General features: G+C 62.6%; 19 protein-coding genes. 17 read left to right on the top strand and 2 right to left on the bottom strand.

Features of this window, described 5'->3' with window-relative positions; translation table 11 throughout:
* Nucleotides 1-3 precede the first annotated feature (3 nt).
* The 12 genes from M8997_RS13235 (at nt 4) to M8997_RS13290 (ending at nt 13,861) form a co-directional block, all read left to right on the top strand.
* A complete protein-coding gene (locus tag M8997_RS13235; protein ID WP_250018943.1) occupies nt 4-1,074 on the top strand; it encodes an ABC transporter ATP-binding protein in 1,071 nt (356 codons plus the stop codon).
* Between the two features lie 66 nt (nt 1,075-1,140).
* Complete coding sequence (locus M8997_RS13240; protein ID WP_250018987.1) at nt 1,141-2,412, top strand: extracellular solute-binding protein; 1,272 nt, start codon at nt 1,141-1,143, stop codon at nt 2,410-2,412.
* Nucleotides 2,413-2,497: 85 nt separating this feature from the next.
* Entirely contained in the window at nt 2,498-3,376 is an 879-nt protein-coding gene (locus M8997_RS13245) for a carbohydrate ABC transporter permease (RefSeq protein WP_371929582.1), read from the top strand.
* Nucleotides 3,373-4,203 (top strand): carbohydrate ABC transporter permease, encoded by an 831-nt coding sequence (locus M8997_RS13250; RefSeq protein ID WP_250018941.1) that lies wholly within the window; start codon nt 3,373-3,375, stop codon nt 4,201-4,203. The genes M8997_RS13245 and M8997_RS13250 overlap by 4 nt, the downstream gene beginning before the upstream one ends.
* A gap of 229 nt (nt 4,204-4,432) precedes the next feature.
* Complete coding sequence (gene ytfQ / locus M8997_RS13255; RefSeq protein ID WP_250018940.1) at nt 4,433-5,389, top strand: galactofuranose ABC transporter, galactofuranose-binding protein YtfQ; 957 nt, start codon at nt 4,433-4,435, stop codon at nt 5,387-5,389.
* A gap of 71 nt (nt 5,390-5,460) precedes the next feature.
* A complete protein-coding gene (gene ytfR, locus M8997_RS13260; protein ID WP_371929572.1) occupies nt 5,461-6,981 on the top strand; it encodes a galactofuranose ABC transporter, ATP-binding protein YtfR in 1,521 nt (506 codons plus the stop codon).
* The gene (locus M8997_RS13265) at nt 6,978-7,994 is read left to right on the top strand and encodes an ABC transporter permease (RefSeq protein WP_250018938.1); all 1,017 of its coding nucleotides are present in this window, start codon (nt 6,978-6,980) and stop codon (nt 7,992-7,994) included. Before ytfR ends, M8997_RS13265 begins: the two co-directional genes overlap by 4 nt.
* Nucleotides 7,991-8,968 (top strand): galactofuranose ABC transporter, permease protein YjfF, encoded by a 978-nt coding sequence (yjfF, locus tag M8997_RS13270; RefSeq protein WP_250018937.1) that lies wholly within the window; start codon nt 7,991-7,993, stop codon nt 8,966-8,968. The genes M8997_RS13265 and yjfF overlap by 4 nt, the downstream gene beginning before the upstream one ends.
* Before the next feature lies 1 nt (nt 8,969).
* Nucleotides 8,970-9,722 (top strand): FadR/GntR family transcriptional regulator, encoded by a 753-nt coding sequence (locus M8997_RS13275; RefSeq protein ID WP_250018936.1) that lies wholly within the window; start codon nt 8,970-8,972, stop codon nt 9,720-9,722.
* Between the two features lie 924 nt (nt 9,723-10,646).
* Entirely contained in the window at nt 10,647-11,684 is a 1,038-nt protein-coding gene (locus tag M8997_RS13280) for an alpha/beta fold hydrolase (protein ID WP_250018935.1), read from the top strand.
* A 99-nt stretch (nt 11,685-11,783) separates the two neighbouring features.
* Entirely contained in the window at nt 11,784-12,524 is a 741-nt protein-coding gene (locus M8997_RS13285) for a response regulator (protein ID WP_250018934.1), read from the top strand.
* The gene (locus tag M8997_RS13290; RefSeq protein ID WP_250018933.1) at nt 12,521-13,861 is read left to right on the top strand and encodes a HAMP domain-containing sensor histidine kinase; all 1,341 of its coding nucleotides are present in this window, start codon (nt 12,521-12,523) and stop codon (nt 13,859-13,861) included. The genes M8997_RS13285 and M8997_RS13290 overlap by 4 nt, the downstream gene beginning before the upstream one ends.
* A gap of 17 nt (nt 13,862-13,878) precedes the next feature.
* Here M8997_RS13290 and M8997_RS13295 read toward each other — a convergent pair whose 3' ends face one another.
* Nucleotides 13,879-14,700, bottom strand: coding sequence for a bifunctional allantoicase/(S)-ureidoglycine aminohydrolase (locus M8997_RS13295; protein ID WP_250018932.1), 822 nt, complete (start codon nt 14,698-14,700; stop codon nt 13,879-13,881).
* Between the two features lie 173 nt (nt 14,701-14,873).
* On the opposite strand from M8997_RS13295, the gene cueR reads away from it, so the two are divergent.
* Nucleotides 14,874-15,338 (top strand): Cu(I)-responsive transcriptional regulator, encoded by a 465-nt coding sequence (gene cueR, locus M8997_RS13300; protein WP_250018931.1) that lies wholly within the window; start codon nt 14,874-14,876, stop codon nt 15,336-15,338.
* Nucleotides 15,339-15,344: 6 nt separating this feature from the next.
* On the opposite strand, the gene M8997_RS13305 is transcribed toward cueR, so the two are convergent.
* On the bottom strand, nt 15,345-16,283 hold the full coding sequence (locus tag M8997_RS13305; RefSeq protein WP_250018930.1) for a LysR family transcriptional regulator: 939 nt from the start codon (nt 16,281-16,283) through the stop codon (nt 15,345-15,347).
* Nucleotides 16,284-16,400: 117 nt separating this feature from the next.
* Between M8997_RS13305 and M8997_RS13310 the strand changes: the two genes are divergently transcribed.
* Genes M8997_RS13310 through fba form a run of 4 tightly spaced genes read left to right on the top strand, consistent with a single transcriptional unit; the run spans nt 16,401 to nt 21,450 of the window.
* Nucleotides 16,401-17,450: a class 1 fructose-bisphosphatase gene (locus tag M8997_RS13310; protein WP_250018929.1), complete on the top strand. Its 1,050-nt coding sequence runs from the start codon at nt 16,401-16,403 to the stop codon at nt 17,448-17,450.
* Between the two features lie 10 nt (nt 17,451-17,460).
* Complete coding sequence (locus tag M8997_RS13315; protein WP_250018928.1) at nt 17,461-18,333, top strand: phosphoribulokinase; 873 nt, start codon at nt 17,461-17,463, stop codon at nt 18,331-18,333.
* Between the two features lie 10 nt (nt 18,334-18,343).
* The gene (gene tkt / locus M8997_RS13320) at nt 18,344-20,368 is read left to right on the top strand and encodes a transketolase (RefSeq protein WP_250018927.1); all 2,025 of its coding nucleotides are present in this window, start codon (nt 18,344-18,346) and stop codon (nt 20,366-20,368) included.
* A 2-nt stretch (nt 20,369-20,370) separates the two neighbouring features.
* Complete coding sequence (gene fba, locus M8997_RS13325) at nt 20,371-21,450, top strand: class II fructose-bisphosphate aldolase (RefSeq protein WP_250018926.1); 1,080 nt, start codon at nt 20,371-20,373, stop codon at nt 21,448-21,450.
* Nucleotides 21,451-21,458 lie beyond the last annotated feature (8 nt).

Consider the following 21,458-nt stretch of genomic DNA (forward strand, 5'->3'; position numbering starts at 1 on the left):
GACATGGGGATCACTCTGAACAATGTGAAAAAGAGCTTCGGCCCCATCGACGTCATCCACGATGTCAGCATGGAAATTCCGACCGGAGACTTTGCCGTTTTCGTGGGACCCTCGGGATGCGGCAAGTCCACGCTGTTGCGCATGATCGCCGGGCTTGAGGATACGACCGGCGGCACGATTTCCATCGAGGGCCGCGACGTCACGCATGTGGAACCGGCCAGGCGCGAAGTCGCCATGGTGTTCCAGTCCTATGCGCTCTATCCGCATCTGACCGTCTTCGAGAACATGGCCTTTTCCCTGCGATTGAAGAAGACGCCGAAGGCGCGCATCAACGACATGGTGCAGGAGGCGGCGCGCATCCTGCATCTCGAGGACCACCTGAAGAAACGGCCTTCCGAATTGTCGGGCGGGCAGCGCCAGCGCGTCGCCATCGGCCGCGCCATCGTCAGGCAGCCAAAGGTGTTCCTGTTCGACGAACCGCTGTCGAACCTCGATGCCGAGCTGCGCGTGCAGATGCGGCTGGAACTTGCGAGGCTGCACAAGCAGATCGGCGCGACGATGATCTATGTCACCCATGATCAGGTCGAGGCGATGACGCTGGCGGATCGCATCTTCGTCCTGAAGAGCGGCGTGGTGCAGCAGGCGGGCAGGCCGCTCGAGCTCTATGACGATCCCGACAATCAGTTCGTCGGCGGGTTCATCGGATCGCCGGCCATGAACTTTCTCGCCGGGCGGGCCCTCGGCCAGCAGGACGGCCTGCTGCGCATCGGCCTCGACGCAATAGGGCAGGAGCTGACGGCAAGAGTGACCACGGAGGTTGCCGCCGGCACCGGCATCAGGATCGGGCTGCGGCCCGAGCATCTGCAACCGGTCGATGGCGGTATTCCGGCGACAGTTGAAATGGAGGAAGATCTCGGCGGCGTTTCCTATCTGCATGCGCGCCTGTCCGACGGGCGTCCCATCGTCGTCGAGATGCGCGGCCGCCGCAACAGCCTCGATGGAAAGGCCATAGCGGTCGGAGCGGCGCCGGAAGACGTCCTTGTTTTTGCGGAGAATGGGCGTCGGCTGCGCTGACGCTTTCATGGAGTTGGGTCAATAGCCACCGACGGGAGTGAGGTGGCCTCACATGATGGAGGAATTCTGATGCAATACAAAACTCTGCTTGCCGCCACGGCGATGGCGCTCATGACGATTCCGGCCTGGGCGGTGGAAAACGTCACCTGGTGGGATTTCCTCAGCGGCGGCGATGGCGTCCGCATGAAGGCGCTGATCACCCGCTTCAACGAGGAGCACCCGGATATCAAGGTCACCGGCACCACGCTCGAATGGGGCATCCCCTTCTATACGAAGGTGCGCACCTCCGTTGCCGTCGGGCAGGGGCCGGATGTCATGACCTATCACCTGTCGCGCATGCCGCTCGGCCTGGAGGAGGGCGTGCTCGACGAGATCACCGACGAGGACCTGAAGAATGCCGGCGTGACCAAGGAAAGCTTCTTCCCTGCCTCGGTCAAGGCCGCGAGCTCGGATGACGGCAAGCTCCATGCGGTACCGTTCGATATCCACTCGATCGTGCTCTACTACAACAAGTCCTATCTCAAGGACACGAAGTTCCTCGACGCCGATGGCAAGCTGACCGGCATCAACAATCTGCAGGATTTCGAAGAGGCGCTGGCGCTGGCGAAGGAGAAGGGCGCGGAAGCGCCGGTTTCCTACGCGACGGGCGACGATGGCGGCACCTTCCGCGTCTTCTATACATTGCTGCGCCAGCAGGGCGGGGAGCTGATCACGGGCAAGGAAGTCCTGGCCGGCGACAATCTGCAAAAGGCCGCCAAGGCGATCGAAGTCATGACCCGGTGGGCCGGCAATGGCTGGCAGCCGGAACAGGCGGAGTACGAGGCTTCGGTCGCGCTGTTCACCGCCGGAAAATCGGCTTTCTCGCTGAATGGCGTGTGGGAAGTGCCCACCATGATCGACATGGAGAAGAAGGGCACGCTCGGCTATGAATGGGGCGCCGTGCAAGTTCCGAACCTCATGGGCACGCAGACCTCCTGGGCGGATTCGCACGCTTTCGCCATCCCCGCCAACAACAAGATGTCGCCGGAAAAGCGCAAGGCGGTCATGACCGTCATCGGCTGGATGGAGAAGAATTCGCTCGCCTGGGCTGAAGCCGGGCATATCCCGGCCTATAAGGAAGTGGCCGAGGGCGAGGCGTTCAAGAAGATGGAGCCGAACGCCACCTATTCGGCGCTGGCGAACAATGCCTCCTACGATCCGCGCTCGCCGATCGCCGGCGTCGCATCGCCGGCCTATGACGCGGCAATCAATGTCATCTCTCCCGCCATCCACGGCTATGCCGAGCCGATGCAGGCGGCGGAACAGATAAAGCAGGATCTGCAGGATCGGCTGAAATAAGCGGCTGTCGGGCCGTGCGTTCGCGCGCGGCCCCTCGCATCGATACTGGGCACACTGGGCATACTGGGAGGTTTCTGACGTGGCTGTGCTGACAAACCGGCGGAAGGAGGTGGCGGTTGCCGTCTCGCTCGTTGCACCGTTCGTACTGATATTCGCGCTGGTCTTCCTTTACCCGACGATCCGGCTCGTGCAGTTGAGTTTCACCAATTCGCCGCTTATCGGCCCCGGCGAGTGGATCGGGCTCGACAATTTCGTACGGCTTCTATCCGACAAGCTGTTCCTGACATCGCTGAAGAACAATGGCTATTTCGTGCTGCTGACGGTGGTTCCGACGACGGCGCTGGCGCTCGGCATCGCGCTGATGATCACCCGTTTGCGCGGGCCGCTGCAGGCGCTGGCGCTGGCCATATTCTTCCTGCCCTACATATTGCCGGTGTCGGTGGTCACGCAGATCTGGACATGGATGCTGGATTTCCAGTTCGGCGTGTTGCAGCCGATGATCGAATTCTTCACCGGCAAGCCTGTTCCCGTGTTCAAGAATCCCTATTGGGTCATGCCGACTGTCGCCGCGGTGACGATCTGGTGGACCAATGGCTTCAACGTCCTGCTGTTCATCGCCGGCCTGCGCAATATCCCGAAGGATTATTACGAGGCGGCGCAGCTCGACGGTGCCACGCGCTGGCAATTGTTCGCCAGGGTGACTTGGCCGCTGCTCTGGCCGGTCACGGCGCTGGTGCTGACGCTGCAGCTGATATTGCAGCTGAAGATCTTCGACCAGGTCTACCTGCTCAGCAGCGGCGGTCCGTTCAATTCGTCCTATGTGCTGCTGCTGATGGTCTACCGCGAGGCCTTCCAGCTCAACCATGGCGGCTATGCCTCGACGATCGCGCTGGTGCTGTTCGTCATCATCGCCATGCTGTCGATCCTGCAGTTCCAGCTGCTTCGTGCGGGAGGACGGCGATGAGATCGATCAGGAAAATCGAAAACGCGGTGCTGACGGCCTGCACCTTCCTCGCCGCGGCATTGTGGATATTTCCGCTCTATTGGGCATTCATCACGTCCATTCGTTCGGAAGAACGCGTGGTGTCCGACGCCGCCGGCATCATGCCCGACGAATTCAACCTTTCCTCCTATGTCGACATCCTCTGGAACAGCAATCTCGTCAACTGGTACATCAATTCGATCGGCACCGCCCTCATCATCACCGTAACGGTGATCGTCTCCGGCATGATGTGCGCCTATGCCATCTCGCAGATGCGGTTTCCGGGCCGGCGCATTCTCTATGGCGTGGTGCTGGCGAGCTTCATGGTGCCGTCGCAGGCCCTCGTCGTCACCCAGTTCATCCTGATGAACGATATGGGCCTCATCAATACGTGGGCCGGCATCATCCTGCCGCAACTCATCGTCCCTGTCGTCATCATCGTCTACAAGCAGTTCTTCGACGCGGTGCCGAAGGAGATGCGCGAGGCGGTGGTGCTGGATGGCGGCGGCGACTACACGCTGCTGTTCAAGATCTATCTGCCGCTGAACTGGGGCATCACGACCGCGCTCGCCATCATCACCTTCATCATGGCCTGGAACCAGTTCCTCTGGCCGTTCCTCGCGGTGACGACGGAAGACATGATGACGATTCCCGTCGGCATCACGCAGGTCAAGGACGCGTTCGGCGTGTTCTATGCGCGCCTGATGTCGGTGGCACTGCTCGGAGCGATGCCCGTCGCCGTCGCCTATCTGATCTTCCAGAAGAGGGTGACCCAGGCCGTGATGATCTCGTCCGGGGTCAAGGGCTGAGCGACAGCATCGACTGGACCAGAAAATGGCCCGCTTCCGAGCGGGCCATTTTCGTTTGGCTGGCTGGTTCCTCCGTCCGCTTGATCGGCCCATGGGTGTGCTGCAACCGCCGCGCGAAAAGGTCTCTGACCACGCTTGCCATTTGTATTACTATATTATAATAACTGAATCAGATCTGGGAGGATCTTTCGCATTGAATTGTTTTTCGGGAGGAGAAATCATGATTTCCATGAAGAGAATTTTGCTTGCCAGTGTGTTCGCAGTGGCAGGTTTCGGAACGGCAAGTGCTGCCGACCTGACGGTCGGCTTTTCGCAGATCGGCTCGGAATCCGGCTGGCGCGCCGCGGAGACATCCGTGTCGAAGATCGAGGCGGAAAAGCGCGGTATCGCTTTCAAGATCGCCGATGCGCAGCAGAAGCAGGAAAATCAGATCAAGGCCATCCGTGGCTTTATCGCTCAGGGCGTCGATGCCATCTTCATAGCGCCGGTCGTCGCGACCGGCTGGGACACGGTGCTTGCGGAAGCGAAGGAAGCCGATATCCCGGTCATCCTGCTCGATCGCACGATCGAGACCGCCGATGACAGCCTCTATCTGACGGCCGTGACCTCCGATACCGTGCATGAAGGCAAGGTGGCGGGCGAATGGCTGGCCAAGACCGTCGCCGACAAGGATTGCAAGGTGCTGGAGCTCCAGGGCACCGTCGGCTCCAGCCCGGCGATCAATCGCAAGAAGGGCTTCGAAGAGGGCATTGCCTCTGCCTCGAACATCAAGATCGTCCGCAGCCAGACAGGTGATTTCACCCGGTCGAAGGGCAAGGAAGTGATGGAAGGCTTCCTCAAGGCAGAGAATGGCGGCAAGGATATCTGCGCGCTCTACGCCCATAATGACGACATGGCGGTCGGCGCCATCCAGGCCATCAAGGAAGCTGGCCTGAAGCCGGGCAAGGATATTCTGGTCGTCTCGGTCGATGCCGTCCCGGATATCTTCAAGGCCATGGCCGACGGCGAAGCCAATGCGACGGTCGAGCTGACGCCCAATATGGCCGGTCCCGCATTCGATGCGCTGAAGGAATTCAAGGACAGCGGCAAGGCCCCGCCGAAATGGATCCAGACCGAGTCGAAACTCTTCACGCAGGCCGACGACCCGATGAAGGTCTACGAAGAGAAAAAGGGCCTCGGCTACTGATAGAGCCCGTCGCGCCGGCCGCCCTTTCCGGGGCGGCTGGCCTTTCTTGGAATTCGCTCGCGGGAGAGGGCGTGATGACGGACAAAGCCAATGTGCTCGCCGTCGAAGGCATCGGCAAGTCCTTCGTCGGTTTCAAGGCGCTCGACGGCGTCGACTTTTCGATAAGGGCCGGCGAGGTCCATGCGCTGCTCGGCGAAAATGGCGCCGGGAAATCGACGCTGATCAAGGTGCTTACCGGCGTACACCAGCCCGATGCGGGCGTGATCAGCCTCGACGGGCAGCCGGTGCACGTGCGCGATACGCATCATGCGCAAAGCCTCGGCATCGGCACCGTCTACCAGGAAGTGAACCTGCTCCCCAACATGTCGGTAGCCGACAATCTGTTCATCGGCCGCCAGCCGACGCGATATGGTTTCATCGACCGGCGGCTGATGGAACGGCGGGCGCGCGAGGTACTGGCGCAATACGACCTGCATCTCGACGTGGCATCGGACCTGTCGCGCTATTCCGTTGCGATCCAGCAACTGGTCGCCATCGCCCGCGCGGTCGACATGTCCGGCCGTATCCTCATCCTTGACGAGCCCACCGCCAGCCTCGACCGCCATGAGGTCGAGATTCTGTTCGCCATGATCCGGCGGCTGAAGGCCCGCGGCCTCGGCATCGTCTTCATCACGCATTTCCTCGATCAGGTCTACGAGGTCTGCGACCATGTCACCGTGCTGCGCAACGGCAAGCTCGCCGGCAGCGCGCCGACTTCCGAACTGCCGAAGCTCGATCTCGTCAAGATGATGCTGGGCCGCACGCTTGCCGTGGCCACCCATGGCGACCGGCGCCACCGGCCGCCGCCCGAGGAGAGGCAGCTCTCCTTCAAGGGCGTCGGGCGCAGCCGGAGCATCGCTCCATTCGACCTCGACATTGGCGAGGGCGAGGTCATCGGCATGGCCGGGCTCCTGGGCTCAGGCCGCACCGAGACGGCGAAGCTTCTGTTCGGCATCGACGCCGCCGACAAGGGCGAAGCCTGGATCGACGGCAGGGCGGTTCGCATACGCACGCCGCAGGATGCGGTCGCCCTCGGCTTCGGCCTCTGCCCGGAAGACCGGAAATCCGACGGCATCATCGGCGATCTCTCCATCCGCGAGAATATCGCGCTGGCGCTGCAGGCGCACCGCGGCTGGTTCAATCGCCTGCCGAAGCGCGAGCAGACAGCCATGGCCGACCGCTTCGTCAAGGCGCTCGACATCCGCACCACCGATATCGAAAAGCCCGTCAAGCTGCTTTCGGGCGGCAACCAGCAGAAGGTGATCCTCGCCCGCTGGCTCGCCACCAATCCGCGCTTCCTCATCCTCGACGAGCCGACGCGCGGCATCGATGTCGGCGCGCATGCGGAAATCATCACGCTCATCAACGAGCTTTGCGACAAGGGGCTCGCACTCCTCGTCATCTCCTCGGAAATCGACGAGATCGTGGCCTATAGCAATCGCGTCGTGGTGCTGCGCGATCGTACGCATCTCGGCGAACTTTCCGGCGACGAGATCACGACTTCCAACATCATGCAGATGATCGCGACGGAAACCGGAGAAGTTCCCGCATGAAGAACATGTTCATTCCGGCGGCGGCGCGGGCAGCGCCGCAGCTCGGCTCGCTCGCCCTGATCCTGTTTCTCAACTACCTGGCATTTCCCGGCTTCTTCGAGATCCGGTTCCAGGACGGGCGGCTCTATGGCAGCCTCGTCGACGTGCTCAACCGCGGTGCGCCGATCATCATCCTCGCCATCGGCATGACGGCGGTCATCGCCAGCCGCGGCGTGGACCTTTCCGTCGGCGCGGTCATGGCGGTTTCGGGCGCGCTGGCCGCCACGATGACGGTAGCGGGATATCCGGTGCCGGTCGCCGTCATCGCAGCCATCGGCGTCGGCCTCCTGTGCGGCCTGTGGAACGGGGTCCTCGTCGCGTATTTCGACCTGCAACCCATCGTGGCGACATTGATCCTGATGGTAACCGGGCGCGGCATCGCCCAGCTCATCACCGAAGGTTCCATCGTGACCTTCAACGAGCCCGGGCTGATCTTCTTCGGCAGCGGCGCCATTCTCGGCATACCCGTCCCCATCCTGATCGCCGCCTGCCTCCTCGCCGTCACGATCGTGCTGGTGCGGCGCACCGCGCTCGGCCTGCTCATCGAATCCATCGGCGTCAACAGGAGCGCCAGCAGCTATGCGGGCCTGAACAGCAAGCTGCTCCTGCTCGTCATCTACGGGTTCTGCGGCGTCTGCGCCGCGCTCGCCGGCATCATCATCGCGGCCGATATTCGTGGCGCCGACGCCAACAATGCCGGCCTCTGGCTCGAGCTCGACGCCATTCTCGCCGTCGTCATCGGCGGCACCTCGCTGTTCGGTGGCCGCTTCTCGCTGATCATGTCCGCCATCGGCGCGATCATCATCCAGGCCATGAATACCGGCATCCTGCTCTCGGGCTTTCCGCCGGAATACAACCTCATCCTGAAGGCGCTCGTGATCATCGTCATCCTCTTGGCGCAGTCGTTCTCATCCCTGGGCGGATGGGCGTTCCTCAAGGGGGAATTCCGCGCAAAAGGGACAAGACAGCAATGAATACCCGCCTCCTGCCTCTCTATGCGACGCTGCTGATCTGCCTGATCGCCTATGCCGCCTGCCTGATCCAGTTCCCGGCGATGTTCTCGACGCGGGTGGCGGGCAATCTCCTCACCGACAATGCCTTTCTCGGCATCGCCGCCGTCGGCATGACCTTCGTCATCCTCTCCGGCGGCATCGATCTTTCCGTCGGCTCGGTCATTGCCTTCACCGGGGTCCTGCTCGCCGTGCTCATCACCCAGCACGGCGTTCATCCGCTCGTTGCCTTTGCGGTCGCGCTGGCCATCACCACCGCCTTCGGCGCGGCGATGGGCATCATCATCCACTATCTGCAGGTGCCTGCCTTCATCGTCACGCTCGCCGGCATGTTTCTCGCCCGGGGCATGTGCTTCGTCATGACGACGGATTCCATTCCGATCGACCATCCCTTCTATGCCGCCTTGCAGGGCGTGTTCTACCGCCTGCCCGGCGGCGGCAGGCTGACCTTCATCGGCTGCCTGATGGTAGCCGTGTTCGTGGTCGGCATGATCATTGCGCATTTCAGCAAGTTCGGCTCCTACATCTATGCCATCGGCGGCAATCGCAGCTCCGCCGAACTGATGGGCGTGCCGGTGGCGCGCACGACCATCGGCATCTACGCCATGTCCGGCTTCCTCTCCGGCCTCTCCGGCATCGTCTTCTCCCTCTATACGTCGGCCGGCTATTCGCTCGCGACGGTCGGTGTCGAACTCGATGCCATCGCAGCCGTCGTCATCGGCGGCACGCTGCTGACGGGCGGCGTCGGCTATGTCGCCGGCACCTTTGTCGGGGTGATCATCCAGGGCCTTATCCAGACCTATATCGTCTTCGACGGCACCCTTTCCAGCTGGTGGACGAAGATCGTCGTCGGCGTCCTGCTCTTCTCGTTCATCGGACTGCAGCGGGTGCTGGTGGTCCTGTCGCTCAGGCGATCCGCGGCGCCGACTGGGGGATGATTTGCCACGACACGACCTCAGCAATTACGATTTCCGCACGGCCGGCCAGTCGCACACCCAGCACGGCCACGTCATGCGGGCGCTGGGGCTGAATATCGTCAGCGGCGCCTATGCCGAGAACAGCATCCTGCCGGGCGACGCGGAATTGTTCGAGCAGTTCGGCGTTTCGCGAACCGTCTTGCGCGAGGCCTTGAAGACGCTGGCGGCCAAGGGGCTGATCCAGCCCCGCGCCAAGATCGGCACCCGCGTGCTGGAAAGGTCGCATTGGAACCTGTTCGATCCGGACATACTGGTATGGCATTTCGAGGCCGGGCCGACGCCGGAATTCCTCATGAGCCTGCTGGAGATGCGTCTGGCGCTCGAACCGGAGGCGGCGGGTCTCGCCGCCCTTCGCAGAACCGCTCCGCAGCTGGACAAGCTCTATCACTGGGTGGGGAAAATGGCGGAGGCCGGCCAGTCCGTGTCGAATTTCGTCGATAGCGACCTGCAATTTCACATGGCGATCGCCGATGCGTCGCAGAATCCGTTCATGCGCTCGATCAGCACCCTGATCGAGGTGGCGCTGGTGACGACCTTCACGATCAGCTCGCCCATACCCAATGCCCACAGGCATGATTACACGGTGGCACGCCACCGGGCGATCGCCGATGCGATCCGGGACGGCAATGTCCGCGCCGCCAAGCGATCGATGCGGAACGTCATCGACGACGGCGCCGTGCGGGTGCTGGCAACCATGCCGGAATCTACGGCGTAAGCATTTCCGGGCCACCCACTACATCCCTCATGCTGTGTCTGAAACCTTGCAGAACTAGAACCCTGCAAATCCCTCCCTCCCTCATCCTGAGCCTGTCGAAGGACGCAGCAACGTTTGTGCGATCCTTCTTTGGAGCATTGCAAAAGCATAGTGCGTGCTTCGACAAGCTCAGCATGAGGGAGGTGGGTGTTTGGCATGAAGCAGGTGGGGTGCAATCCCTTGTGCAGATGCTGAATACAGAAAATCCTCACCACGCCCGCGAAAATCGCGTCTGGTCATTGAAATGAGGGGGAGACGGGCGGTCTTCAGCGCGTCAGTAGTGGTATCAGGGTCGAGGTCCGAAGACCGCCCGCGACGTCTTTGCCTGCCATTGTTACGTTTGTCAGACGCAACAACCCGGAAAACGAAGCGCCACCTCCGTTTCCTTCTGCAGTTTGCCGGTCAATCGGGGTTGTCACTTCCGACCGTCCGGCAACGCCACCCTTTCCCAGCAATCGAAACAGCACCGGAAGCTGCTCCCCCACTGGAAAGGATTTGTACAAAATAACCCGGTTTCAAAGTGGTGGGATAAGTTTCCATTTATCCCCCCGCATTTTGGCGGGTCGTTTCGCGCTCACTGCAAGCGAAATCAGTGGCTTGCAGGGCATCTGGCGTCAAAAATATTTTTTTGACCCATGAAATTCATCCCCAAACAGCCGGTTAATCCAAAAAAGTGGGATAAGTGTTGCTGCGTGCTCGTCGAACCACGAAGCACGCAGGGTAATGCAACTCCTCCTGATGCGCTGCACCAGGCGAATTGTATCGCAATGTATCAAGGTGGCTTCCCGTTACATCCGCATGCAATTGCGGATCGGACACGACACACCGGCGATACATGCGGCTGGCTTTCTCGGCGTCAGCAGACAACCGAGATGGAGAGAAATGATGACCCTCGAATTCAACCCGCAGCGCCGCCGCTTTTTCGGTATCGCCGCCATGACCGTCGCCGCCGCCGAGTTCGGCATGAGCGCGATCGGACATGCGCAATCATCCACCGCCGCGCCGGCCGCAGCCGGTGGCCATAAATCCTTCGCGGCGCTGAAGCAGGTCAAGGCCGGCGTTCTCGACATCGGATATGCGGAAGCCGGCCCTGCCGATGGTCCGGTCGTCCTGCTCGTCCACGGCTGGCCCTACGACATCTACAGCTATGTCGATGTCGCGCCGCTGCTTGCCGATGCCGGTTACCGCGTGCTTGTCCCCTATCTTCGCGGCTATGGCACGACGCGCTTTCTCTCCGACGAGACGCCGCGCAACGGCCAGCAGGCGGCATTGGCGGCCGACATGATTGCCTTCATGGATGCGCTCGGCGTCGATAAGGCGATACTCGGCGGTTATGATTGGGGCGCGCGGACGGTCAATATCATGGCCGCGCTGTGGCCGGGGCGCTGCAAGGCGATGGTTTCGGTGAGCGGCTATCTCATCGGCAGCCAGGCGGCGAACAGCAAGCCGCTCGCGCCGGCGGCGGAGCTGTCCTGGTGGTATCAGTTCTACTTTGCAACCGAGCGCGGCCGGCTTGGCTACCAGGCCAATACGCATGATTTCGCCAGGCTGATCTGGCGCACCGCGTCGCCGACATGGAAGTTCGACGCCGAGACCTTCGATCGCTCGGCGGCGGCATTCGACAATCCGGACCATGTGGAGGTCACGATCCATAATTATCGCTGGCGGCTCGGCCTGGCGGAAGGCGAGGCGCAATTCGACGAGTACGAGAAGCAGCTTGCAATGGCGCCGGTCATCGCCATCCCGACGATCACCCTGGAGGGCGATGCCAACGGCGCGCCGCATCCGCAGCCTTCGGCATACAGGGGCAAGTTCTCCGGCAAGTATGAGCACCGGACATTGACCGGCGGCATCGGCCATAACCTGCCGCAGGAGGCGCCGCAGGCTTTCGCCCGGGCCATCCTCGACGTCGCGAAGTTCTGAGCCGGGGCGGCGGTGGAGAAACCGCTTTACTCGCGCGCGCTGAAACGGAATTAATGTCGCCGGCCGCACGGCCAGCTTCGGACTGCTGAAAGATGAAAAATGGAGCATGTGGATCACATACTGATCGTCGATGACGACCGTGAAATTCGCGAGCTCGTGTCGAGTTACCTGAAGAAGAACGGTTTGCGCACCACGGTCGCGGCCGACGGCCGGCAGATGCGCAGTTTCCTCGAAACGGGCACGGTCGACCTGATCGTCCTCGACGTGATGATGCCGGGCGATGACGGGCTGGTGCTTTGCCGGGAGCTTCGCGCCGGCAGGCACAAGGCGACGCCCGTCATCATGCTCACCGCTCGCGACGACGAGATGGACCGCATCATCGGCCTTGAAATGGGCGCCGACGATTACCTGCCGAAGCCCTTCGCGGCCCGCGAGCTGCTGGCGCGCATAAAGGCGGTGCTGCGGCGCACGCGCATGCTGCCGCCCAATCTGCAGATCAGCGAGGCGGGGCAGTTGCTGACATTCGGCAATTGGCGGCTCGATACGGTCGGCCGGCACCTCCTCGACAGGGACGGCACCGAGATCGCGCTCAGCGGCGCCGAATACCGGCTGTTGCGCGTCTTCATCGATCATCCCCAGCGCGTGCTCAATCGTGACCAGATATTGAACCTCACGCAGGGCCGCGACGCCGAACTGTTCGACCGGTCGATCGACCTGCTGGTAAGCCGCCTGCGCCAGCGTCTCGGCGACGATGCGCGGGAGCCGACCTATATCAAGACGGTGCGGGCGGAGGGCTATGTGTTTTCCGTGCCGGTCGAGATTTCGGTGCCACGGACATGAGGGAAAGCGTCTCGCATTGGCCCACCTTCCAGTGGCCCGGTTCCTTCCATTGGCCAAGCTCGCTGCGCGCCCGGCTCTTCCTCATATTGTTCGCGGGCCTGGCTGTCGCCTATGGCCTGTCGTTCAGCATTCTCTTCGCCGAACGCTACATGTCCGCCAAGGCGGTCATGCTGGGGACGCTGGAAAGCGACCTTGCGACGTCGATTGCGGTCATCGACAGGCTGCCCGCCAATGAGCGAGCCGATTGGCTGGACCGGCTGAGCCGCGGCAATTACCAGCTCGTCCTCGGGCCGGGCCTGCCGGGGGTCCCCGACATGTCGGGCCGCGGCGCGGAGATCGCCGAGCGGATCGAAGAGGCGGCAGGCAACAGGTTCCCGCTGCGGGTCGAAGCCATTCCGGGTGACGGAAAGCGGTTGCAGGCGCATTTGACGCTTTCCGACGGTTCGCCGCTGACCATCGATGTCACGCCGCGCGGTGTCATGCCGCTGGCCGAGTGGCTGCCCTATGTCTTTGCCGCGCAGATGCTGTTGCTGGTTCTGTGCACATGGCTTGCGGTGCGCCAGGCGGTTCGCCCGCTTGGCACTCTCGCCGCCGCGGCCGATGCCCTCGATCCGAAGAGGAAGAGTTCGCCGCTGAGCGAGACCGGCCCGAGCGAGGTCGCTGATGCGGCCCGCGCCTTCAACGCCATGCGCGAGCGTATCGCCCACTACCTCGAAGAGCGCGTGCAGATACTGGCGGCGATCTCCCATGACTTGCAGACCCCGATCACGCGGATGCGGCTGCGGGCCGACATGGCCGAAGATACGCCGGAGAAGACAAAGCTGATCGGCGACCTGCGCGAGATCGAGCGCCTGGTGCAGGATGGCATCGCCTATGCGCGAAGCTCCCATGGCAGCGGCGAGAAGGCCGCGCGTATCGATCTCGCATCCTTCATCGACAGTATCGCCTATGACTACCAGGACATGGGCAAGGCCGTCGCCGTTGCCGGTCTTGTCCACGGCACGGCGCTGACCAGGCCGCACGCGCTACGGCGCATCCTGACCAATTTCATCGACAACGCCCTGAAATTCGCCGGCGCCGCCGAAATCAGCGTCGAACGCCGGGGCGCAGGCTCGATCGCCATCCTGGTGCTGGATCGCGGCCCCGGCATTCCCGACGACAAGCTGCACGCCGCCATGCAGCCGTTCTTCCGGCTGGAGAGCTCGCGCAACCGCGATACCGGCGGCACGGGTCTCGGCCTGGCCATAGCGCAGCAGCTTGCCGCCGTGATCGGCGGTGAAGCGCGGATCTACAATCGGCCCGGCGGCGGCCTCGTTGCAGAGATTTCGCTGCCCTGAAGGCGTCGGTGATGCAATCACCACAGCCTGGGGTGGCGGTTGACGTCCTTGTACAGAAGGTAGCGGAAGCGCCCGGGGCCACCGGCATAGCAGGCCTGCGGGCAGAAGGCGCGCAGCCACATGAAATCGCCGGCCTCGACTTCCACCCAGTCGCGGTTGAGGCGATAGACGGCCTTGCCTTCGAGGACATAGAGCCCGTGTTCCATGATATGGGTTTCCATGAATGGAATGGTGGCGCCGGGCTCGAAGGTCACGATATTGAGGTGCATGTCGTAACGCACATCGTCGGGATCGATGAATCGCGTCGTGCCCCAGCGCCCATCGGTATCCGGCATGGGCGACAGGGCGACATCGTCCTCATGGGCAAAGACCGCCGGGGGTGGTTCCAGCCCGTCGACCGCCTCGAATTTCTTGCGGACCCAATGGAAGCGCGCTGCCTCGGCACCGGGATTGTGCACGGTCCAGGACGAGCCCGCCGGTATGAAGGCGAAGGAACCCGCCCGCAAGGCATGGGCGCGGCCTTCGGTCTCGATGGTCAATTGCCCGTCGACCACGAACAGCGCTGCCTCGGCCCTCGCGTCCGGTTCCGGCCGCTGGCTGCCGCCGCCGGGGCCGACTTCCATGAGATATTGCGAGAATGTCTCGGAAAAGCCGGTGAGCGGCCGCGAAAGTATCCATGCGCGGGTATTGTCCCAATGCGGCAGCAGGCTGGTCACGATGTCCATCATGACAGTCCTCGGAATGACGGCATAGGCGGTGGTGAAAACCGCCTTGCTCGACAGCAGCTCCGTCTGCCCCGGCAGCCCGCCGAGCTGGGTATGATATTTGGCCTTTTCCATTGCATGTCTCCCGCCGCGATATACAGAGCTGGTTTAGGTGCGGGCGGCAATTTATGCAATGGGCATCGCGCCTTCGCTCGCGCCAGTGCCTCGCGGTCGAAAACTCAAGGGCGCCCCTTGGTAATGCAGGCCGGAATGCACAAATATGAGCACGAGGCGAAAGGAGAGCGTCCATGAATATTGGCGAGGCAGCTGCATCCTCCGGCGTATCGGCCAAGATGATCCGTCATTACGAATCGATAGGCCTCATCGAGCCGGCCGATCGAACGCAATCCGGTTACCGCGTCTATGGCGGTGACGATCTCGACACCTTGCGCTTCATCCGGCGCGGCAGGGATCTCGGCTTCTCCATCGACCATATCCGCCAATTGCTCATGCTCTGGCGCGACCGCAGCCGGGCATCGTCCGACGTGAAGACCATCGCCCTCAGGCATGTTCGCGAGCTGGAGGAGAAGATGCTGCAATTGCAGGAGATGGCGGACACGCTGCGCCATCTGGCGGCGCATTGCCATGGCGACAATCGCCCGGATTGCCCGATCATCCAGAATTTGTCGCAGTCCCAGAATCTGTTGCAGGAAAAGAAGGCCGGCGCAGGATCGAGGCGGGCGGGAACGCTCAAGGGCCGGCTTGCCGGCTGATGCCGCTCAAGTGCCCGTGAACGGATAGAGCCTGTCGATCGAAGGCAGGCACTGCGCTCCCTTCCTCGCCAGGAAATTCTGGAAGGCCTGCATCGCCGGCGACATGGTCCTGTCCGTGCGCACGACGGAAAACCACTGGCGGCGGATGGGCATGCCGATGACGTCGAGGATCACCAGCCTGCCGACCTCCAGTTCCAGCGCGATCGTATGGGCGGAGATGAAGGCGACGCCGAGCCCTGCCATCACGGCCTGTTTTATCGTCTCGTTCGACGACATCTCCGTGCCGAGATCGTCGAGCCGTCCCGGCAGTTCGCTCAGGAAGATTTCGAGCGATATGCGCGTGCCGGAGCCGGATTCGCGAATGAGGAAATTCTCGCGGGCAATACGCTCCTTGGTGATGTCGCGGCTGCTGGCCAGGGGATGGTCGGGAGCGGCGATCATGACGAGGGGGTGATCGCCGAACACGGCGGACCGCAGCGGAACGTCGCGCGGCGGCCGGCCCATCAGCGCGAGATCGACCGAATGGCTTTTCAGGCTCTCGATGATCTCGGCGCGGTTGCCGATGATGAGCTTGACCGCGATATCGGGATGATCCTTGGCGAAGGTCGCCATCATCTGCGGCGCGAAATATTTCGCCGTCGATACGACACCAAGCGACAGCGATCCGGTCCGGAGGCCTTTCAGCGCGTCGATCTCGTCATTGAGCAGGCGCAGCCGCTCTTCGATCATCTGGGCGGCATCGAGAAAGGCAAGGCCCGCAGCCGTCGGGCGCAGCCCTTCATTGGTGCGGTCGAACAGCACGATTTCCGCATCCTCCTCCAGAAGCTTGAGCTGGATGGTCACCGCCGGCGGGGTCAGGCCGAGTGCATTGGCGGCGGCGACGATGGTTCCGTGCTGCTTGATCGCCTGAACTGCCCGCAATTGCTTGAGGTTGAGGTTGCGCATGGATAGAGCTTAGATTTTTTTACCGGATCAGTAAATTAAATAAATTTTACTTATTGCGGCGTGGATGGTCCTCTATTCGCAAGCCCGGCACGCACGCCGGGTGCGGGAGGAAAGATGATGACCACGGCAACGCTCGATGCCTTTCTCGGCTCCTATGCGAAGGATGAAGACCCCTCGCGCGTGAGTGTCTCCTCGGTCGTGCGCCAATTGGCCCTGACGGCCGTGAAAATCCGCGGGTTCATCAATCAGGGCGCTCTCGGCAAGGCTTTCTCCAATGGCGGCGGCTCCGTCAATGCCGATGGCGACACGCAGAAGGCGCTGGACGTCTTTGCCGACGACATGTTCCTGCAGGCGGTCCGCGAAGCGCCGGTCGCCCTCTATGGTTCGGAGGAACTGCCGACGCCGGCGGTGCTTGCAACCGACGCGCGGCTGGCACTGGCGATCGATCCCCTCGACGGTTCATCCAATATCGACACCAACGTCTCCATCGGCACGATCTTCTCGATACTGCCGGTCGTCGGTGACCCGGAGAAGGACCCGCTCGCCTCGTTCCTGCAGTCGGGCAGCAACCAGCTCGCCGCCGGCTTCTTCATCTACGGGCCCCAGCTTGCCCTGGTGCTCACCCTTGGAAGCGGCACGCATATCTTCGTGTTTTCGAGCCGGCTGGGCACTTTCGTCCAGGCCTATGAAAGCGTCGCGATTGAAAGCAGGGCGCATGAATTTGCGATCAATGCCGCCAATTACCGGCATTGGGACGAGGCCGTCCGGCTCTATATCGACGACTGCCTGAAGGGCAGCGAGGGGCCGCGCGGGCGCGAGTTCAACATGCGCTGGATTGCCTCGCTGGTTGCCGAGGCCTACCGCATCCTGACGCGCGGCGGTGTGTTCCTCTATCCCGGCGACAAGCGCAAGACCTATGGCGAGGGCCGGCTGCGGCTGGTCTACGAGGCCAACCCGATCGCGTTCCTGATCGAGCAGGCGGGTGGAGCGGCGACCGATACCGTCAACAGGATACTGGATATCGTTCCGCATGCGATGCATCAGCGCGTTCCGCTGGTCTTCGGCGCCGCGCGGGAGGTCGCGCGCATCGGACGCTATCACACCGATCCCAGCAATATCGGAGAACGGGCGCCGCTTTTCAGCAATCGCGGCCTGTTCAGGGTTTGAGGGGGGCATCATGTCGACAAAGCATCCGATCATCTCGATCACCGGTTCATCGGGCGCCGGCACCACGTCGGTCAAGCGCATATTCGAGCAGATTTTCCGCCGCGAACAGATCGAAGCCGCCTTCATCGAAGGCGATGCCTTCCACAAATATGACCGCAACGCCATGAAGGAGAAAGTTGCCGAAGAGGAGAAGAAGGGAAATCCCAACTTTACCCATTTCAATGCCGACGCCAACGAACTGCTGAAGCTCCAGGAGGTGTTCGAGGAATATGGCCGCAGGGGCACCGGCAAGACGCGCACCTATGTCCATGACGAGGAGGAGGCCAGGCTCTACGACACGCCGGCCGGCACCTTCACCGAATGGCGCGACCTGCCGCCAAGTACGCTGCTCTTCTATGAGGGGCTGCACGGCTGCGCGGTTGCCGACGGCATCGATCTCGCGCGCCATGCGGATCTCAAGATCGGTGTCGTGCCGGTCATCAACCTCGAATGGATCCAGAAGATCCATCGCGACCGCGCGACGCGCGGCTATTCGACCGAGGCCGTGATGGACGTCATCCTGCGCCGCATGCCGGACTATGTGCGCTTCATCACGCCGCAGTTCACGCTGACCGACATCAATTTCCAGCGTGTGCCGATCGTCGATACGTCCAACCCGTTCATCGCGCGATGGATACCGACGCCTGACGAATCGATGCTCGTCATCCGCTTCGCCCGGCCGAGAGGCATCGACTTCCCGTACCTGCTTTCGATGATCCACGATTCTTTCATGTCGCGGGCAAATTCGATCGTCGTACCGGGAAACAAGCTCGACCTGGCGATGCAACTCATCCTGACGCCGCTGATCATGCAGCTGATCGAACGCAAAAACAGAGCCTCGTGAGGAGACGACCATGCAGACACAAGCTTTGCTGAAGGAAAGCCCGGACAGGGAGAGCGTCGCGGAACGCGACATGGCCAATGCCATCCGCGCCCTGGCCATGGACAGCGTACAGAAGGCCAATTCCGGCCATCCGGGCATGCCGATGGGCATGGCCGACGTCGCGGCGGTGCTGTTCAACAGGTTCATCAAGCTCGACCCGCTGCATCCGCAATGGCCGGACCGCGACCGCTTCATCCTGTCGGCCGGGCACGGCTCGATGCTGCAATACGCCATCCATTATCTCATCGGCTACCCGGACATGCCGATAGAGGAGCTGCAACGCTTCCGCCAACTGGGCGCGAGGACGGCAGGACATCCCGAATACGGCCACGCGCAGGGCATCGAGATGACGACCGGCCCGCTCGGGCAGGGCATTGCCACCGCCGTCGGCATGGCGCTTGCCGAGCGCATGCTGGCCGCCCGGTTCGGCGCCGAGATCGTCGATCATTTCACCTATGTGATTGCCGGCGACGGCTGCCTGCAGGAAGGCATCAGCCACGAGGCGATCGATCTTGCCGGCCATCTCAATCTGTCGAAGCTGATCGTGCTCTGGGACAATAATTCCATCTCGATCGACGGTCCTACCTCGCTGTCGACCTCGACGGACCAGCTCGAGCGGTTCAAGGCGGCTGGTTTCGAGGTGCAGGAGGTGGACGGACACGATCACGAGGCGATAGGCGAGGCCATCGCGAACGCCCGGACGACAAGCCGCCCGTCGCTCATTTCCTGCCGCACGGTGATCGGCAAGGGCGCGCCAAACCTGCAGGGCAGCGAAAAGGTCCATGGTGCGCCGCTCGGCGCCGACGAGATCGCGGCGGCACGGCAGGCGATCGGCTGGCAGCACGAGCCCTTCATCGTTCCGGAGGAGATCGTCGAGGCCTGGCGCGATGTGGCGCGGCGCGGCGCCGATCAACGTCGCGAATGGTGCGTGCGGGTAGGCGCATCGCCGCTGGGCGAGGAGTTCCGGCAGACGATGCAGCGGCAGCTTCCGCCGACATTGGCCGAGGAACTGGCGAAGTTCCGCCGCCACCATGCGGAGAATGCGACGAAGGTCGCAACCCGCAAGGCATCCGAGATGGTGCTGGGCGTCGTCAACGAACAGACGGAGCTGACGGTTGGCGGCTCGGCCGACCTGACCCATTCGAACCTGACGCTGACCAAGGGGATGATGAGCATCACCCCGGACGATTTCACCGGCCGCTATGTCCATTACGGCATCCGCGAGCATGGCATGGCCGCAGCGATGAACGGGCTGGCGCTGCATGGCGGCTTCATCCCCTATGGCGGTACATTCCTCGCCTTTGCCGATTATGCGCGCGGGGCGATGCGCCTCTCGGCCCTGATGGGCCAGCAGGTGATCTATGTCATGACGCATGATTCCATCGGCCTCGGCGAGGATGGCCCGACGCACCAGCCTGTCGAACATCTGGCCATGCTGCGGGCAACGCCCAATCTCAACGTGTTCCGCCCGGCCGATATCATCGAGACGGCGGAGTGCTGGGAACTGGCGCTGCAGCAGCGGGACCGGCCGAGCGTCATCGTCCTTTCCCGCCAGAACCTGCCCATGCTTCGGCAGGCACATTCGGAGGATTGCCGCTCGGCGCGGGGCGCCTACGTCCTGCGGGAAACGGCGGAACCGCGTGCGGTCACGCTGCTGGCGACCGGTTCCGAGGTGGAGATCGCCTGTACCGCGGCGGACATATTGCGGGCGCAGCACCGCATCGCCGCCGCGGTGGTGTCGATGCCGTGCTGGGAACTGTTCGAAGCGCAGCCCGGCGCCTATCGGCGGTCGGTTCTCGCCGCGGCCCCGCGCATCGGCATCGAAGCCGCGGCCCGGCTCGGCTGGGATCGCTGGATCGGCGAGCGCGGCGCTTTCATCGGCATGCGGGGTTTCGGCGCCAGCGCGCCGGCGCCCGAGCTCTACCGGCATTTCGAAATCACACCCGAACATATCGTCGCCACGGCGCGCAAGCTCATCAACGAGAAGGAGTATTGAGGATGGCCAGGATTACATTGCGGCAATTGCTCGACCACGCGGCAGAGCATGGATACGGCGTCCCCGCCTTCAACATCAACAACATGGAACAGGGCCTCGCGGTCATGGAAGCGGCGGCGGCCTGTGATGCGCCGGTCATCCTGCAGGCATCGCGCGGTGCGCGGTCCTACGCCAAGGACGTCATGCTCGCCCGGATGATCGATGCGCTGGTGGAGATGTATCCAGCCATCCCGATCTGCCTGCACCAGGACCACGGCAATGACGAGGCCACTTGCATGACGGCCATCCGTCACGGCTTCACCTCCGTGATGATGGACGGCTCGCTCGAGGCCGACGCGGCGACGCCCGCATCCTTCGAATACAATGTCGCGATCACCCGGCGCGTCACCTCCATCGCCCATTGGCTGGGCGTGTCGGTGGAAGGCGAGCTCGGCGTGCTCGGCTCGCTCGAAAGCGGCGAGGCGGAAGCCGAGGATGGTCATGGTGCAAGCGGCAAGCTGAGCCATGAGCAGCTGTTGACCGATCCGGACCAGGCGGTGGATTTCGTGCAGAGGACGCATGTCGACGCCCTGGCGATCGCCTGCGGCACGTCGCACGGCGCCTATAAATTCTCCCGTGCCCCCGATGGCGAAATCCTGGCGATGGGCGTCATCGAGGAGATCCACCGCAAGCTGCCGAACACGCATCTCGTCATGCACGGTTCGTCATCGGTGCCGCAGCCCTTGCAGGACATCATCAACCGGTTTGGCGGCGAGATGCCGCAGACCTATGGCGTTCCCGTCGAGGAGATCGAACGCGGCATTCGCCATGGCGTGCGCAAGGTCAATATCGACACCGACTGCCGGATGGCGATGACGGGGCAGTTCCGCAAGATCGCATTGGAGAATCCGGCGGAATTCGACCCGCGCAAATTCCTGAAGCCGGCGCTCGACGCCATGCGCGATCTTTGCCGCGATCGGTTCGAACGCTTCGGCTCGGCCGGCCACGCCTCGAAGATCAGGCCTCTCGGCCTCGACGAGATGGCGAAACGATACGCCGCAGGAAAGCTCGACCCGCAATTTGCCGCAGCGAAGGCTGCCTGAAGCCCCAT

The organism is Phyllobacterium sp. 21LDTY02-6 (assembly GCF_023554255.2).
Taxonomy (GTDB): domain Bacteria; phylum Pseudomonadota; class Alphaproteobacteria; order Rhizobiales; family Rhizobiaceae; genus Phyllobacterium.